We start from the raw sequence: 14,196 nt of genomic DNA, 5'->3' as shown, positions 1-14,196 counted from the left end.
GCGGCAAGCACCATTGCGTTCATGCGCCGCGGTTGCATTGCTCGCCGCCCGCCCTTACTTATCCCTTTCTTCCCTTCTTGGTGCGTAAATCCGATATGAGTTCCGCTCTGTCCATCCGGCAGCTAACCAAAACCTACGGCAACGGTTTCCAGGCCTTGAGTGGTATCGATCTGGACGTCGCCGAAGGTGACTTCTTCGCCTTGCTCGGCCCCAACGGCGCTGGCAAATCCACCACCATCGGCATTCTCTCGACCCTGGTGAACAAGACCAGCGGCACGGTGAATATCTTCGGTCACGACCTGGACAAGAATCCTGCGCAGCTCAAGCGCTCCATCGGCGTGGTGCCGCAGGAATTCAACTTCAACCAGTTCGAAAAGACCTTCGACATCGTCGTGACCCAGGCCGGTTACTACGGCATCCCGTCGAAAGTCGCCAAGGAACGCGCCGAGCAATACCTGACCCAGCTCGGCCTGTGGGACAAGCGTGATGTGCCGTCGCGTTCACTGTCCGGCGGCATGAAGCGCCGACTGATGATCGCCCGTGCGCTGGTTCACGAACCGCGCCTGTTGATCCTCGACGAACCGACTGCGGGCGTGGACATCGAACTGCGTCGCTCGATGTGGACTTTCCTCACCGAACTGAACCAGAAAGGCATCACCATCATCCTCACCACGCACTATCTGGAAGAGGCTGAACAGTTGTGCCGCAACATCGGCATCATCGACCACGGCACCATCGTCGAAAACACCAGCATGAAACAGTTGCTTGGCCAGTTGCATGTCGAGACCTTCCTGCTGGATTTAAAAAACACCTTGAGTGCGCCGCCGCAGTTGATCGGCTATCCATCCCGGTTGCTCGATGGTCACACCCTCGAGGTCCAGGTGGACAAGTCCATGGGGATCACCGCGTTGTTCACTCAGCTTGCGCAGCAAAACATTGAAGTGCTGAGCCTGCGCAATAAAACCAATCGCCTAGAGGAGCTGTTCGTGTCCCTGGTGGAGAAAAATCTGTCGAAGGTGGCGGTATGAGTTCCGAGCTGCAACCCAACCTCGTTGCCCTTAACACCATCGTTTACCGTGAAGTCCGGCGCTTTACCCGGATCTGGCCGCAGACCCTGCTGCCGCCTGCCATCACCATGGTGCTGTACTTTGTGATCTTCGGTAACCTGATCGGCCGGCAGATCGGCGACATGGGTGGCTTCACCTACATGGAGTACATCGTGCCGGGGCTGATCATGATGTCGGTGATCACCAACTCGTATGGCAACGTGGTGTCGAGTTTCTTTGGCAGCAAGTTTCAGCGGTCCATCGAAGAACTGATGGTTTCGCCGGTTTCGCCACACACTATTCTGATCGGCTACACCCTCGGTGGCGTGCTGCGCGGGTTGATGGTCGGGGTCATCGTGACGCTGCTGTCGCTGTTCTTTACCGATTTGCAGGTGCATCACCTGGGCGTGACCATTCTGGTGGTGGTGCTGACGGCGACGATCTTCTCGCTGCTGGGTTTCATCAACGCCGTGTTTGCGCGCAACTTCGATGACATTTCGATCATCCCGACGTTTGTGCTGACGCCGTTGACCTATCTGGGCGGGGTGTTTTATTCGATCACGCTGCTGCCGCCGTTCTGGCAGACCGTGTCGTTGGCCAACCCTGTGTTGCATATGGTTAACGCTTTCCGTTACGGCATTCTTGGGGTTTCGGATATCCGGATCAGTGTGGCGATTGCCTTTATGGTGGTGGCGACGGTGGTTCTGTATTTTGGGTGTGCGCGGTTGTTGGTAAGTGGGCGGGGGATGCGGACCTAAGGGGGAGATTTGGGTTGCGGATGAACGCCTCCACTCAGCCTGCCGATGGGGTGGGTGGATTAAAAGCGGCAGCCGAGCTAACGCTCGGCCTGTTTGGGTGTACGCCGTTCCCTTGTGGGGGCCAGCCTGCTGGCGATGACGGCCTGGCAGCCGACCAGATCTTACGAATGTTCCACGCCTGATGTAGGCGCTGCCGAGTTACTTTGGGCCGGGCCGCGCAGGCTCTTCCAAGTGCCCCGCCGTAAGGGCGGAAACATAAGCCGCCGTTACCGCAGCAACGGATATGTACACGATCAAACCCAATCACATCCGACTCTGCTTACGCCGCCGCCACTGCCGCGCCACCCACCAGCGCCAATACATCATCACCAGACAATAAGCCAACGCTCCCAACACCAACCCCGTCACCACCGACCCCAGCAAAAACGGCTGCCACAAGGTCGAGAGCTCTCCGCTGATCCACTCCCAGGTCAACTCATCGGGCAGATGCCGCGCAGGCACGTCCATCAGCCAGGCCCCGGTCTGGTAGGTGCAAAAGAACACCGCTGGCATGGTGATCGGATTGGTCAGCCAGACCAGGCTCACCGCAATCGGCATGTTCCCTCGCACCACGATGGCGAGGAAGGCCGCCAGCAGCATCTGCATCGGAATCGGCAGGAACGCCGCGAACAAACCGACCGCCATGGCCCGGGCGACGGAATGGCGGTTGAGGTGCCAGAGGTTCGGGTCATGCAGCAGCGTGCCGAGAAAGCGTAAGGACTTGTGTTCCCTGATGCTGGTCGGGTCTGGCATGTAACGTTTGAATAATCGCCGGGGCATAAGGCTTCTCGGTCGGTCAAGGCGGCAAGTATGTCTGGATTCTATGAAGCGCCCATTCAGACTTTGTGACAATTGATAACCACGGCCGTGCGGTCGGACAGCTATGCCTAAGGTCAGGACTCTCAAGGACGGGCGTATGCGCACAGGGATGATGGCGCTGGCGCTGGGATTGCTGGCCCTGCGTTTTTTACCGGCATTGCCGCCGGTCGGGTTGTGGTTGTTGATGCCGGTGGTCGGTTTGATGTTGCTGCCGTTCAGGACGTATCCCGTGGCGTTCTTCCTGTTCGGTTTGAGTTGGGCTTGCGCGCAGGCGCAGTGGGCGCTGGACGATCGACTGTCGCCGAGCCTCGATGGCGAAACCCGCTGGGTCGAAGGGCGGGTGGTGGGGTTGCCCCAGAACAGCGAAGGCGTCGTACGTTTCGAGTTGGCAGACGCCCGGTCGCGACATGCAAAAGTGCCGCAACTCATGCGCGTGGCCTGGTATGAAGGCCCGCCGGTGAACAGTGGCGAGCGCTGGCGACTGGCGGTCAAGTTGAAGCGTCCTGCCGGATTGCTCAATCCTCACGCTTTCGATTACGAGGCCTGGCTGCTGGCGCAAGGCATCGGTGCGACCGGCACGGTCAAGGACGGCAAGCGCGATGGGCCTGGCGCGACGGCATCCGCCAAAGACTGCAAGCGGTGGACGCCCAGGGGCGAGCCGGTGCCTTGGCGGCATTGGTGCTGGGCGATGGCGCCGGGCTCAGCCGCGAAGACTGGCAAGTGCTGCAAGACACCGGCACCGTGCATTTGTTGGTGATTTCCGGACAGCACATCGGTTTGCTGGCGGGCGTGGTGTATCTATTGATCGCTGGGCTGGCCCGCTATGGGCTCTGGCCCAGCCGGCTGCCATGGCTGCCCTGGGCCTGTGGCCTGGCATTCGCGGCCGCTCTTGGTTACGGATTACTGGCCGGTTTTGAGGTGCCGGTACGTCGGGCCTGTTTGATGATCGGTCTGGTGCTGTTGTGGCGCCTGCGGTTTCGTCATCTTGGCGCCTGGTGGCCACTGTTGTTGGCGCTCAATGGCGTTTTGCTGCTCGATCCGCTGGCGAGTCTTCAGCCGGGATTCTGGTTGTCCTTCGCGGCGGTGGCGGTGCTGATCTTCACCTTTGGCGGCCGGTTGGGCCCTTGGCGTTGGTGGCAAACCTGGACCCGCGCGCAATGGTTGATCGCGTTGGGATTGGGCCCGTTATTGCTGGTGCTGGGATTGCCGGTCAGCGTCAGTGGGCCAATGGTCAACTTGTTGGCGGTGCCCTGGATCAGTCTGGTGGTGCTGCCTCCCGCGTTGCTCGGCACCGTGTTGCTGCCGTTGCCCTACGTGGGCGAAGGTTTGCTGTGGCTGGCGGGTGGTTTGATCGATGGATTGTTCAAGGGGCTGGCATTGGTCGCTGGTCAGATTCCTGCGTGGGTACCCATGGCTGTTCCGTTTTGGGTCTGGTGCGTAGGTGCGTTGGGGGCTTTTCTCCTGTTATTGCCGAGGGGCGTGCCGATGCGCCCGTTGGGATGGCCGATGCTGCTGTTACTGGTTTTTCCTCCGAGGGGCGAGTTACCGGAAGGTATCGCCGATGTCTGGCAACTGGATGTCGGCCAGGGCTTGGCGATCCTGCTGCGCACCCGGCATCACACGCTGCTGTACGACACCGGCCCGCGTTTCGGCGATTTCGACCTGGGAGAGCGAGTGGTTCTGCCGTCTTTACGCAAACTGGGCGTGAAAGAACTCGATCTGATGCTGATCAGCCACGCCGACGCCGACCATGCCGGTGGCGCCCGCGCAGTTGCCAACGGGCTGCCGGTCAAGCGTGTAATCAGTGGCGATCCCGCGGCGTTACCGGTCGAGTTGCAAGCCCAAGCCTGTGAATTCGACCGGCAATGGACCTGGGATGGGGTTAATTTCCGGCTCTGGCAATGGTCGTCAGCCCGGGACAGCAATCAAAAATCCTGCGTTTTGCAGATTGAAGCCAACGGCGAGCGATTCTTGCTGACCGGCGACATCGATACAAACGCCGAGCGCGCACTGCTCGACAGTCCATTGGCCGTGCCGACCGACTGGTTGCAGGCGCCGCATCATGGCAGTCGCAGTTCGTCTTCGATGGCGCTGCTCAACGGCTTACAGCCCAGAGCGGTGCTGATCTCCCGTGGTCAGGGTAATTCGTTCGGACATCCTCATCCGACGGTGATGGCACGCTATCGAAAACGAGTGATGGCGATCTACGACAGTGCCGAACAGGGTGCCATTCATCTGCAACTCGGACGTTTCGAGCCACCGCGCTCGATGCGCCACGAACGGCGGTTCTGGCGCGACCCACCCCCCTTGAAGGAGTAACCGCGTGTAATCAAAGCCCGACCGGATGCGACATCGCGGTCTTCGGTGCGCCCACCCCCTATGTTAGAGTGGCGCACTTTTTCGAGGGGGCTGACACTGTGTGGGAATTGGTCAAATCCGGCGGCTGGATGATGCTGCCGATCATCCTGAGTTCCATCGCGGCAATGGCGATCGTTGCCGAGCGTCTCTGGACCCTGCGGGCCAGTCGTGTGACCCCGGAGCATTTGCTCGGGCAGGTCTGGGTCTGGATCAAGGACAAGAAACTCAACAAAGACAGGCTCAAGGAACTGCGCGCCAACTCGCCTCTGGGTGAAATCCTCGCGGCGGGCCTCGCCAACTCCAAGCATGGTCGCGAGATCATGAAAGAGTGCATCGAAGAGGCCGCGGCACGGGTCATCCACGATCTGGAGCGTTACATCAACGCCCTCGGCACCATTGCGGCCATGGCGCCGTTGCTGGGCCTGCTCGGTACTGTGCTGGGCATGATCGATATTTTCAGCGCGTTCACCGGCAATGGCATGACCACCAACGCGTCGGTGCTGGCCGGTGGTATTTCCAAGGCCCTGATCACCACGGCTGCCGGTTTGATGGTCGGTATCCCGGCGGTATTCTTCCACCGATTCCTGCAACGCCGGATCGATGAACTTGTGGTCGGGATGGAGCAGGAAGCGATCAAACTGGTCGAGGTAGTGCAGGGCGACCGCGACGTGGACCTGACCGAGGGCAAAGCGTGAAATTCCGCCGTAAACCACGGGAAACAGTGGACATCAACCTCGCGTCGCTGATCGACGTGGTGTTTATCCTACTGCTGTTTTTCGTGGTGACCACCACGTTCACCCGTGAAACCCAGTTGCGTGTCGAGCTGCCGGAGGCGGTCAGCGGCGCTTCGGCCGATGACCAGACCCGGCAGCTCGATATCGTCATCAGCGCTGACGGGGCGTTCTCGGTGAACAACCATGTTTTGCCGAAAAGCGACCTGGCCACATTGATTGAAGCGCTGCAGAAAGAATCCAATGGCGATACCAGTCTGCCGCTGTCCATCAGCGCCGATGGCAAAACCCAGCATCAGTCCGTGATCACTGCGATGGACGCCGCCGGCAAGCTTGGTTTCAGCCACTTGCGCATGACCACAGTCGAGGCGGCGCCGACCGCGCCCTGATGGCCATGTCCGATCGTCTGCTCACCGCGTGGTACACCGGTCATCCGGCTCTCAAGCTGTTGCAGCCGCTGGAGTGGCTGTACCGGCGCGTGGTCAACAACAAGCGCAAACGCTTTCTGGCGGGCGAGGGTGACATCTACCAGCCGCCGGTGCCGTTGATCGTCGTCGGCAATATCACGGTTGGCGGCACCGGCAAGACGCCGCTGATCCTGTGGATGATCCAGCATTGCCAGCGCAGCGGCTTGCGGGTTGGCGTGGTCAGCCGTGGTTACGGTGCCAGGCCGCCGCAGTTGCCATGGCGGATCGAGGCGGATCAAAGTGCAGAGATTGCCGGCGACGAACCGTTGCTGATCGTTCAACGCACCGGCGTGCCGCTGATGATCGACCCTGATCGCAGCAGCGCCGTCAAAGCCTTGCTGGCCAGCGAACCGCTGGACCTGATCCTCTCCGATGACGGCATGCAGCATTACCGGTTGGCCCGGGACCTGGAGTTGGTGCTGATCGACGCCGCCCGAGGTCTGGGCAACCGCCGTTGCCTGCCTGCCGGGCCGTTGCGCGAGCCGGCTGAGCGTCTGCAAAGTGTCGATGCAGTGCTCTACAACGGCGCCACGGCAGATCGCGATGATGGTTTTGCCTTCCAGTTGCAACCCACTGCGCTGGTCAACCTGCAAAGCGGCGAACGCCGGTCCCTCGATCATTTTTCCGCAGGCCAGGCGCTGCACGCCGTGGCCGGGATCGGCAACCCGCAGCGTTTCTTCAAGACCCTCGAAACGCTACACTGGCAGCCAGTCCCGCACGCGTTCGCCGATCACGCCGAATACAGCGTGCAGGCCTTGAATTTCACCCCGTCATTGCCGTTGGTGATGACCGAAAAGGACGCGGTGAAGTGCCGTGCCTTTGCCGCCGCCGACTGGTGGTACCTGGCGGTCGATGCTGTGCCGTCGCCGGCCTTCGTGGCCTGGTTCGACACACAGTTGATGCGCCTGTTGCCAGCTCGTCTGTTGCCTTAAAACCGTTTCTATCCAGGGAATGCTCATGGACACCAAATTGCTCGATATCCTCGCTTGCCCGGTCTGCAAAGGCCCGCTCAAGCTCAGCGCCGACAAAACCGAGCTGATCAGCAAGGGTGCAGGTCTGGCGTACCCGATTCGCGATGGCATCCCGGTGATGCTCGAAACCGAAGCCCGCACCCTGACCACCGACGAGCGTCTGGATAAATGACCACAGCCTTTACCGTTGTCATTCCATCGCGTTACGCCTCCACCCGTTTGCCGGGCAAGCCGCTGCTGTTGATCGCCGGCAAGCCGATGATCCAGCACGTCTGGGAACAGGCGAGCAAAAGCAGCGCCCAGCGTGTCGTGGTCGCCACTGACGATGCGCGTATCGTCGAGGCTTGCAAGGGGTTCGGTGCCGAAGTGGTGCTGACCCGCGAGGATCACAATTCGGGTACCGATCGCCTGGCGGAAGTCGCGGCGAAACTGGGCCTGGCACCCGACGCCATTGTGGTCAACGTCCAGGGTGACGAACCGTTGATCCCGGCGAGTGTGATCGACCAGGTTGCCGCCAACCTGGCTGCCCACACCGAAGCGCGCATGGCCACCCTGGCCGAGCCGATCGAAGACGTGGAAACCCTGTTCAATCCCAACGTGGTCAAAGTAGTCAGTGACCTCAATGGCCTGGCGCTGACCTTCAGTCGCTCGACCTTGCCCTGGGCACGGGATGCGTTTGCGGTGAACCGTGAGCAATTGCCGGAAGGCGTGCCGTATCGTCGCCACATCGGTATTTATGCCTATCGCGCCGGTTTCCTGCATGACTTCGTCAGCTGGGGCCCATGCTGGCTGGAAAACACCGAGTGCCTGGAACAACTGCGTGCCCTGTGGCACGGCGTACGGATTCACGTCGCCGACGCGCTGATCGCGCCGCCGGCCGGTGTCGATACCGTTGAAGACCTTGAGCGCGTTCGTCGCCTGCTGGAGGCCTGATGCGGGTTCTGTTTGTCTGCCTGGGCAACATCTGCCGGTCACCCACGGCCGAAGGCGTGTTGCGCCACAAACTGCGTGAGGCGGGGCTGGCCGATCAGGTCGAAGTCGCCTCCGCCGGCACCGGCGACTGGCATGTCGGCAAGGCGCCGGACAAGCGCAGTCAGGCCGCGGCCAAGCTGCGTGGCTATGACTTGTCCACGCAGCGCGCACAGCAAGTGACCCGCGCCGATTTCGCCACCTACGACCTGATTCTGGCGATGGACAGCAGCAACCTGCGCAACCTCAAGGCCCTGCAACCGGCCAAGGGCAAGGCCGAGCTGGATTTGTTCCTGCGTCGTTATGAGTCGGAAATCGATGAAGTCCCGGACCCGTATTACGACGGCGACCAAGGCTTCGAGCAGGTGCTGGATTTGATTGAGCGTGCCAGTGATTTGCTGGTGGTCGAATTGAAGGGGCGGTTATGAGTTTGCAGGTTCGGTCGCAGGTCTCACTCAAGCCGTTCAACAGCTTTGGCGTGGATGTTCAGGCTCGTCTGTTCGCCGAAGCCCATAGCGACGCCGATGTGCGAGAAGCCTTGGCCTATGGGCTTGAGCATCATGTCCCGGTGCTGGTGATCGGCGGCGGTAGCAATTTGCTGCTGACGGCGGATGTCGAGTCGCTGGTATTGCGCATGGCCACACGCGGGATTCGCGTGGTGAGCGATGACGGCAGCAAAGTGGTGATCGAGGCCGAGGCCGGCGAGCCTTGGCATCCATTCGTGCAGCACACGTTGGCGCAGGGTTTGACGGGCCTGGAAAACCTCAGTCTGATTCCCGGCACCGTCGGTGCGGCACCGATGCAGAACATCGGCGCCTATGGGGTTGAGATCAAAGACGTGTTCGCCGGTCTGACGGCGCTTGATCGCCACAGCGGCGAACTGCGTGATTTCAGCCTGGAAGCATGCAACTTTGCCTATCGCGACAGCCTGTTCAAACAGGAACCGGGGCGCTGGCTTATCCTGCGCGTACGCTTTGCCCTCGACCGTGTTGCGCATTTGCACCTGGAATACGGCCCTGTTCGCCAGCGCCTGACCGAGCAAGGCATCGAGCACCCGACCGCCAGCGATGTCAGCCAGGCGATTTGCAGCATCCGCAACGAAAAGCTCCCGGACCCGGCGGTGCTGGGCAATGCCGGCAGCTTCTTCAAGAACCCGTTGGTGCCGGCGGCGCTGGTCGCACAGCTCAAGGGCGAATACCCCGATCTGGTGGCCTACGCGCAACCCGACGGGCAGATGAAGCTCGCCGCCGGATGGCTGATCGAGCGGGCAGGGTGGAAAGGTTTCCGTGACGCCGACGCGGGCGTGCATAAGTTGCAGGCACTGGTGCTGGTCAACTACGGCAGCGCCACCGGCCTGCAATTACTCGACCTGGCGCAGCGTATCCAGAAAGACATTTCAGAACGTTTCCATGTCGAGCTGGAGATGGAGCCGAACCGCTATTGAGGCTACGCTTCAAAGGTTCAATCCAAAGCCCTGCACTGATGAAAAGTGCAGGGCTTTTTTGTTAATGCTGCGTTAACTTAGCGAGCTAACGATGCAATTCATTTTCTCCATCAAAGGCCCGGTGCAGACGCTCCCGTCAGCACAAGAGAGCCCATTAGCCTGAGTCGATCTGCGTACCGAACCAAGATCCAATGGCAGATTGCTCGACCCCATAACTCAAGAACTATGCGGGCGTGCCCATGATTACCCTGAAACTCAACGGTCAAGACCATCAACTCGACGTCACCGAGGACATGCCACTGCTCTGGGCGATCCGCGATGTGGCCGGCTATAACGGCACCAAGTTCGGCTGCGGCATGGGCCTGTGCGGTGCGTGCACCATTCATATCGAAGGCGCTCCGGCGCGTAGCTGCATCACGCCGATCGGCTCGGTGATCGGGCAGAATGTCACCACCATCGACAACCTGCACGCCGACCCGGTCGGCAAAGTCGTGCAGCAAGCCTGGCTCGATACGGCCGTGGCCCAGTGCGGTTACTGTCAGGGCGGGCAAATCATGTCCGCCACTGCGTTGCTCAAGACCAATCCGAACCCGAGCGATGAGCAGATCGAAGAGGCAATGGTCGGCAACATCTGCCGTTGCGGCACTTACAACCGCATCAAGACCGCCATCCGCGAGGCATCCACTCACCTGAAGGAGGCCAAGGCATGAGCCAGTTACCGATGGATTTCGCCCTGAGCAACCTCAGCCGCCGTGGTTTCCTTAAGGGTGTGGGCGCTGCCGGTGCTCTGGTGGTAGCCGCGAGTTGGGGATGGCAGGACGCGTTTGCCGCAGAAGAGAAGAAATTCGGTGCCGACGGTATGCCCAATGGTTGGGTCGATGATCCCAAGGTCTACGTCAGCATTGCCGCCGACGGCACGGTGACCGTGGTGTGCAACCGTTCGGAAATGGGCCAGGGCGTGCGCACCAGCCTGACCATGGTCGTGGCGGATGAGCTCGAAGCGGACTGGGCGCGGGTCAAAGTGCAGCAGGCACCGGGTGACGAAGTGCGCTTCGGCAACCAGGACACCGACGGATCGCGCAGCATGCGCCACTGGTACGAGCCGATGCGCCGCTGCGGTGCCGCCGCGCGGACCATGCTGGAGCAGGCCGCTGCCAATCAGTGGAAAGTCCCGGTCAGCGAATGCCATGCGCAATTGCATAAAGTCATCCACAAACCCTCCGGTCGCGAACTGGAGTATGGCGCGCTGGCCGCTGCTGCCGGGGCCTTGGCCGTCCCGGCGCGTGACAGCCTGAAACTCAAGCAACCGTCGGAATTCCGCTACATCGGTAAGGAAGGCACCAAAGCCATCGACGGTGACGACATCGTTAACGGTCGCGCGGTGTACGGCGCCGATGTGCATTTCGACGGCATGCTGTTCGCCACCATTGCCCGGCCTGCAGTCTACGGCGGCAAGGTCAAAACCTTCGATGCGATTGCGGCGATGAAGGTCCCGGGCGTGGTCAAGGTTGTGCAGATCGAGAGCCGTCCGTTGCCTTCCGAGTTTCAGCCGCTGGGCGGAATCGCCGTGGTTGCAACCAACACCTGGGCGGCGATCAAGGGCCGTGAGGCACTGAAAATCGAGTGGGATGACGGCGCCAACGCCAGTTACGACTCGATCGCCTACCGTAAGGAGCTGGAGGCTGCGTCCCTCAAACCCGGCAAAGTGGTGCGCAACACTGGCAACATCGACGACGCCATGAGCAGCGCCGACAGCACGCTGGAAGCGTCTTACTACCTGCCGCACTTGTCGCAGTCGCCAATGGAACCGATGGTCGCCATCGCCCGCTACAAGGATGGCGTGTGCGAAGCCTGGGGGCCGAGTCAGGCACCGCAGGTCACCCGTACACGAATCGGTGAGCGCCTCGGTCTGCCGTTCGACAACGTCACGTTCAACGTGACGCTGTTGGGTGGCGGATTCGGTCGCAAGTCCAAGCCTGACTTCATCATCGAGGCGGCTATCCTCGCCAAGGAACTCCCTGGCAAAGCGGTGCGGGTGCAATGGACCCGTGAAGACGACATCCATTGTTCCTACTTCCACACCGTGTCGGCGGAATACCTCAAGGCCAGCCTGAACAAGGATGGCCTGCCCTCCGGCTGGCTGCACCGCACGGTAGCGCCGAGCATCACCGCGTTGTTCGCACCGGGCATGAATCACGAAGCGGCTTTCGAGTTGGGCATGGGCTTCACCAACATGGCCTACGCGATTCCCAACATTCGCCTGGAAAACCCTGAAGCGACGGTGCACACCCGCGTTGGCTGGTACCGCTCGGTGTCGAACATTCCCCACGGCTTCGCCATCCAGAGCTTTATCGATGAACTGGCGCACAAGACCGGGCAGGACCCGCTCAAGTACCAGATCAAATTGCTCGGACCGGATCGGCAGATCGATCCGCGTACCTTGAGTGAGGAGTGGAACTACGGCGAATCGCCCGAGCGTTATCCGATCGACACCGGGCGCCTGCGCACCGTGCTGGAAACCGCCGCCAAAGCCGCCGGTTGGGGCCGTGAATTACCGAAGGGTCGAGGCCTGGGCCTGGCGGTGCATTACAGCTTCGTCACCTACGTGGCGGCGGTGATCGAGGTTGAAGTCAAAGACGATGGCACGTTGATCGTGCACAAGGCGGACATTGCAGTCGATTGTGGACCGCAGATCAACCCTGAGCGGATTCGCTCTCAGTTCGAAGGCGCCTGCGTCATGGGCCTGGGCAACGCGGTGCTGGGCGAGATCAGCTTCAAGGACGGCAAGGTCCAGCAAGACAACTTCCACATGTACGAAGTGGCGCGCATGTCGCTGGCGCCGAAGAAAGTTGCCGTGCATCTGGTTACGCCACCGGGCACCGTGCCGTTGGGCGGCGTCGGCGAGCCAGGCGTGCCGCCGATTGCCCCGGCGTTGTGCAACGCGATCTTCGCCGCCACCGGCAAACGCATCCGCGACCTGCCGATACGCTATCAGTTGCAGGGCTGGCAGAAGGCGCAGGCCTGATGGACAGCGTCGATCTGAATGTCCTGCGCAGCGTGCTGGAATGGCGCCGCGCCGGTCAGCGGGTGGTGTTATACAGCGTGGTCCAGACCTGGGGCACCGCGCCCCGGGCGCCTGGCGCGATGCTGGCATTGCGTGAAGATGGTGTGGTGATCGGTTCGGTGTCGGGCGGTTGTGTCGAAGATGACCTGATTGCGCGGTCGCATGACGGCCGTATTCCGGTCGATGGCCCGCCGGTGCAGTTGATTACCTATGGTGTCACTCGTGAAGAGGCTGCGCGTTTCGGTCTGCCTTGCGGTGGCACCTTGCGTTTGACTGAGGAACGGGTCGGCGACGCAGATTGGGTCGCCGAGTTGCTGGCGCGCTGTGAGGATCATCAAATCGTCGCGCGTTCGCTGGAGATCGCGACCGGTGAAGTGGTTTTACAGTCGGCCGACAAATCGGATGTGCTGACCTTTGATGGCAAAACGCTGCGGGCCATTTATGGTCCGCGCTGGCGCTTGCTGCTGATCGGTGCGGGGCAGTTGTCCCGTTATGTGGCCGAGATGGCGCGGCTGCTGGATTTCGAGGTGCTGATCTGCGATCCGCGCACCGAGTTCGTCTACGGCTGGGAAGAACACCACGGACGATTTGTCCCTGGCATGCCTGACGATGCGGTGCTGAATATCCAGACTGACGAACGCACGGCCATTGTCGCCCTGACTCACGATCCACGGCTGGACGACATGGCGCTACTCACCGCCCTCGACTCCAGGGCTTTTTATGTCGGTGCGCTGGGCTCTCGGGTCAATAGCCAGAAACGTCGGGAAAACCTGGCGCAACTGGGTTTGTCGCAGCAGGCTATCGAGCGGCTGCACGGCCCGATCGGCTTGCACATCGGCAGCCACAGTCCGGCGGAAATCGCCTTGTCGCTGATGGCGGAAATTGTCGCGATCAAGAATGGTGTCGAACTGAAACAGAAAAAGCCATTGCGGGAGCGCGTATGAGCGAATCCATCGGAGCAATCATTCTGGCGGCGGGGCAGGGCAGTCGGTTTCGGCAGGTGGCGGGCGATGAAAAGGACAAGTTGCTGGCGGACTGTACGGGGCGTGATGGTGCTGTTCGTTCGGTGATCGAGCACGTGCTGGTGAATCTACCGGCCACGCTGGAAAAGCGTGTGCTGGTGACCACTGCTGATCGTCCGCAGGTGATGCGCATGGCCAAGGCCTATGGCTGTGAAATCGTGCTGATTGAATCCACCGGAATGGGCGACAGCATTGCTGCTGGTGTCGCTGCGTCTGCACAACTGGGTGGCTGGTTGATGGTGCTGGGGGATATGCCGTTCATCCTGCCATCGACCATCGAACAGGTTCTGGCGCAGGTGGCTGATGATTGCATCAGTGTTCCAGTGCAGGACGGGGAATATGGGCATCCGGTGGGATTTGGCCATAGTTTTTCTGCGGGGTTGATGGCGCTATCGGGTGACCGGGGGGCCAAGCCATTGTTTGCTCAGGCGCGGGTGGTTGAAGTGGCGGTGGATGATCCTGGGGTTTTGTGGGATGTGGATGTGCCGGAGAAATTGATCTTTTGATT

Annotated in this window: 14 protein-coding genes and 1 pseudogene; 14 read left to right on the top strand and 1 reads right to left on the bottom strand. The window is 60.9% G+C overall.

Going from position 1 to position 14,196, the window contains the following annotated elements:
- The first annotated feature begins 95 nt into the window (after nt 1–95).
- Nucleotides 96–1,028 (top strand): ABC transporter ATP-binding protein, encoded by a 933-nt coding sequence (locus tag ACNYC6_RS05895; RefSeq protein WP_419711500.1) that lies wholly within the window; start codon nt 96–98, stop codon nt 1,026–1,028.
- Nucleotides 1,025–1,804 (top strand): ABC transporter permease, encoded by a 780-nt coding sequence (locus ACNYC6_RS05890; RefSeq protein ID WP_338585293.1) that lies wholly within the window; start codon nt 1,025–1,027, stop codon nt 1,802–1,804. The genes ACNYC6_RS05895 and ACNYC6_RS05890 overlap by 4 nt, the downstream gene beginning before the upstream one ends.
- Nucleotides 1,805–2,107: 303 nt before the next feature.
- On the opposite strand, the gene ACNYC6_RS05885 is transcribed toward ACNYC6_RS05890, so the two are convergent.
- Nucleotides 2,108–2,623 carry a DUF2062 domain-containing protein gene (locus ACNYC6_RS05885; protein ID WP_419711499.1) on the bottom strand — a complete coding sequence of 172 codons (516 nt, stop codon included), beginning with the start codon at nt 2,621–2,623 and terminating at the stop codon, nt 2,108–2,110.
- A gap of 136 nt (nt 2,624–2,759) precedes the next feature.
- Between ACNYC6_RS05885 and ACNYC6_RS05880 the strand changes: the two are divergent.
- The 12 genes and pseudogenes from ACNYC6_RS05880 (at nt 2,760) to ACNYC6_RS05825 (ending at nt 14,194) form a co-directional block, all read left to right on the top strand.
- Nucleotides 2,760–4,981 (top strand): annotated as a pseudogene (locus ACNYC6_RS05880) (DNA internalization-related competence protein ComEC/Rec2).
- Between the two features lie 98 nt (nt 4,982–5,079).
- Nucleotides 5,080–5,715, top strand: a complete 636-nt coding sequence (locus ACNYC6_RS05875; RefSeq protein WP_419711498.1) for a MotA/TolQ/ExbB proton channel family protein — start codon at nt 5,080–5,082, stop codon at nt 5,713–5,715.
- Nucleotides 5,712–6,140: an ExbD/TolR family protein gene (locus ACNYC6_RS05870; protein ID WP_419711497.1), complete on the top strand. Its 429-nt coding sequence runs from the start codon at nt 5,712–5,714 to the stop codon at nt 6,138–6,140. Before ACNYC6_RS05875 ends, ACNYC6_RS05870 begins: the two co-directional genes overlap by 4 nt.
- On the top strand, nt 6,140–7,150 hold the full coding sequence (gene lpxK, locus ACNYC6_RS05865; protein ID WP_419711496.1) for a tetraacyldisaccharide 4'-kinase: 1,011 nt from the start codon (nt 6,140–6,142) through the stop codon (nt 7,148–7,150). The genes ACNYC6_RS05870 and lpxK overlap by 1 nt, the downstream gene beginning before the upstream one ends.
- A gap of 25 nt (nt 7,151–7,175) precedes the next feature.
- Nucleotides 7,176–7,361: a Trm112 family protein gene (locus ACNYC6_RS05860; protein WP_007945752.1), complete on the top strand. Its 186-nt coding sequence runs from the start codon at nt 7,176–7,178 to the stop codon at nt 7,359–7,361.
- On the top strand, nt 7,358–8,122 hold the full coding sequence (gene kdsB, locus ACNYC6_RS05855; RefSeq protein ID WP_419711495.1) for a 3-deoxy-manno-octulosonate cytidylyltransferase: 765 nt from the start codon (nt 7,358–7,360) through the stop codon (nt 8,120–8,122). Before ACNYC6_RS05860 ends, kdsB begins: the two co-directional genes overlap by 4 nt.
- Complete coding sequence (locus ACNYC6_RS05850; protein WP_419711494.1) at nt 8,122–8,586, top strand: low molecular weight protein-tyrosine-phosphatase; 465 nt, start codon at nt 8,122–8,124, stop codon at nt 8,584–8,586. Before kdsB ends, ACNYC6_RS05850 begins: the two co-directional genes overlap by 1 nt.
- Nucleotides 8,583–9,602: a UDP-N-acetylmuramate dehydrogenase gene (gene murB, locus ACNYC6_RS05845; RefSeq protein ID WP_419711493.1), complete on the top strand. Its 1,020-nt coding sequence runs from the start codon at nt 8,583–8,585 to the stop codon at nt 9,600–9,602. Before ACNYC6_RS05850 ends, murB begins: the two co-directional genes overlap by 4 nt.
- A gap of 239 nt (nt 9,603–9,841) precedes the next feature.
- Entirely contained in the window at nt 9,842–10,312 is a 471-nt protein-coding gene (locus ACNYC6_RS05840; protein WP_419711492.1) for a (2Fe-2S)-binding protein, read from the top strand.
- The gene (locus ACNYC6_RS05835; protein ID WP_419711491.1) at nt 10,309–12,627 is read left to right on the top strand and encodes a molybdopterin cofactor-binding domain-containing protein; all 2,319 of its coding nucleotides are present in this window, start codon (nt 10,309–10,311) and stop codon (nt 12,625–12,627) included. The genes ACNYC6_RS05840 and ACNYC6_RS05835 overlap by 4 nt, the downstream gene beginning before the upstream one ends.
- Complete coding sequence (locus ACNYC6_RS05830; protein ID WP_419711490.1) at nt 12,627–13,610, top strand: XdhC family protein; 984 nt, start codon at nt 12,627–12,629, stop codon at nt 13,608–13,610. The genes ACNYC6_RS05835 and ACNYC6_RS05830 overlap by 1 nt, the downstream gene beginning before the upstream one ends.
- Nucleotides 13,607–14,194: a nucleotidyltransferase family protein gene (locus ACNYC6_RS05825; protein ID WP_419711489.1), complete on the top strand. Its 588-nt coding sequence runs from the start codon at nt 13,607–13,609 to the stop codon at nt 14,192–14,194. Before ACNYC6_RS05830 ends, ACNYC6_RS05825 begins: the two co-directional genes overlap by 4 nt.
- Nucleotides 14,195–14,196: the final 2 nt, after the last annotated feature.

The organism is Pseudomonas sp. NFX224, assembly GCF_048565165.1.
GTDB lineage: Bacteria > Pseudomonadota > Gammaproteobacteria > Pseudomonadales > Pseudomonadaceae > Aquipseudomonas.
The sequence above is the reverse complement of the archived record's forward strand: the minus strand, read 5'-3'. Positions and strand labels throughout refer to the sequence as shown.

What these genes read in the sequence shown, in the direction of transcription:
- ACNYC6_RS05830 (WP_419711490.1), top strand. Translation starts at nt 12,627, where the DNA reads ATGGACAGCGTCGATCTGAATGTCCTGCGCAGCGTGCTGGAATGGCGC.
- ACNYC6_RS05850 (WP_419711494.1), top strand. Translation starts at nt 8,122, where the DNA reads ATGCGGGTTCTGTTTGTCTGCCTGGGCAACATCTGCCGGTCACCCACG.
- ACNYC6_RS05895 (WP_419711500.1), top strand. Translation starts at nt 96, where the DNA reads ATGAGTTCCGCTCTGTCCATCCGGCAGCTAACCAAAACCTACGGCAAC.
- ACNYC6_RS05890 (WP_338585293.1), top strand. Translation starts at nt 1,025, where the DNA reads ATGAGTTCCGAGCTGCAACCCAACCTCGTTGCCCTTAACACCATCGTT.
- murB (WP_419711493.1), top strand. Translation starts at nt 8,583, where the DNA reads ATGAGTTTGCAGGTTCGGTCGCAGGTCTCACTCAAGCCGTTCAACAGC.
- kdsB (WP_419711495.1), top strand. Translation starts at nt 7,358, where the DNA reads ATGACCACAGCCTTTACCGTTGTCATTCCATCGCGTTACGCCTCCACC.
- ACNYC6_RS05885 (WP_419711499.1), bottom strand. Translation starts at nt 2,623, where the DNA reads ATGCCCCGGCGATTATTCAAACGTTACATGCCAGACCCGACCAGCATC.
- ACNYC6_RS05825 (WP_419711489.1), top strand. Translation starts at nt 13,607, where the DNA reads ATGAGCGAATCCATCGGAGCAATCATTCTGGCGGCGGGGCAGGGCAGT.
- lpxK (WP_419711496.1), top strand. Translation starts at nt 6,140, where the DNA reads ATGGCCATGTCCGATCGTCTGCTCACCGCGTGGTACACCGGTCATCCG.
- ACNYC6_RS05840 (WP_419711492.1), top strand. Translation starts at nt 9,842, where the DNA reads ATGATTACCCTGAAACTCAACGGTCAAGACCATCAACTCGACGTCACC.
- ACNYC6_RS05860 (WP_007945752.1), top strand. Translation starts at nt 7,176, where the DNA reads ATGGACACCAAATTGCTCGATATCCTCGCTTGCCCGGTCTGCAAAGGC.
- ACNYC6_RS05835 (WP_419711491.1), top strand. Translation starts at nt 10,309, where the DNA reads ATGAGCCAGTTACCGATGGATTTCGCCCTGAGCAACCTCAGCCGCCGT.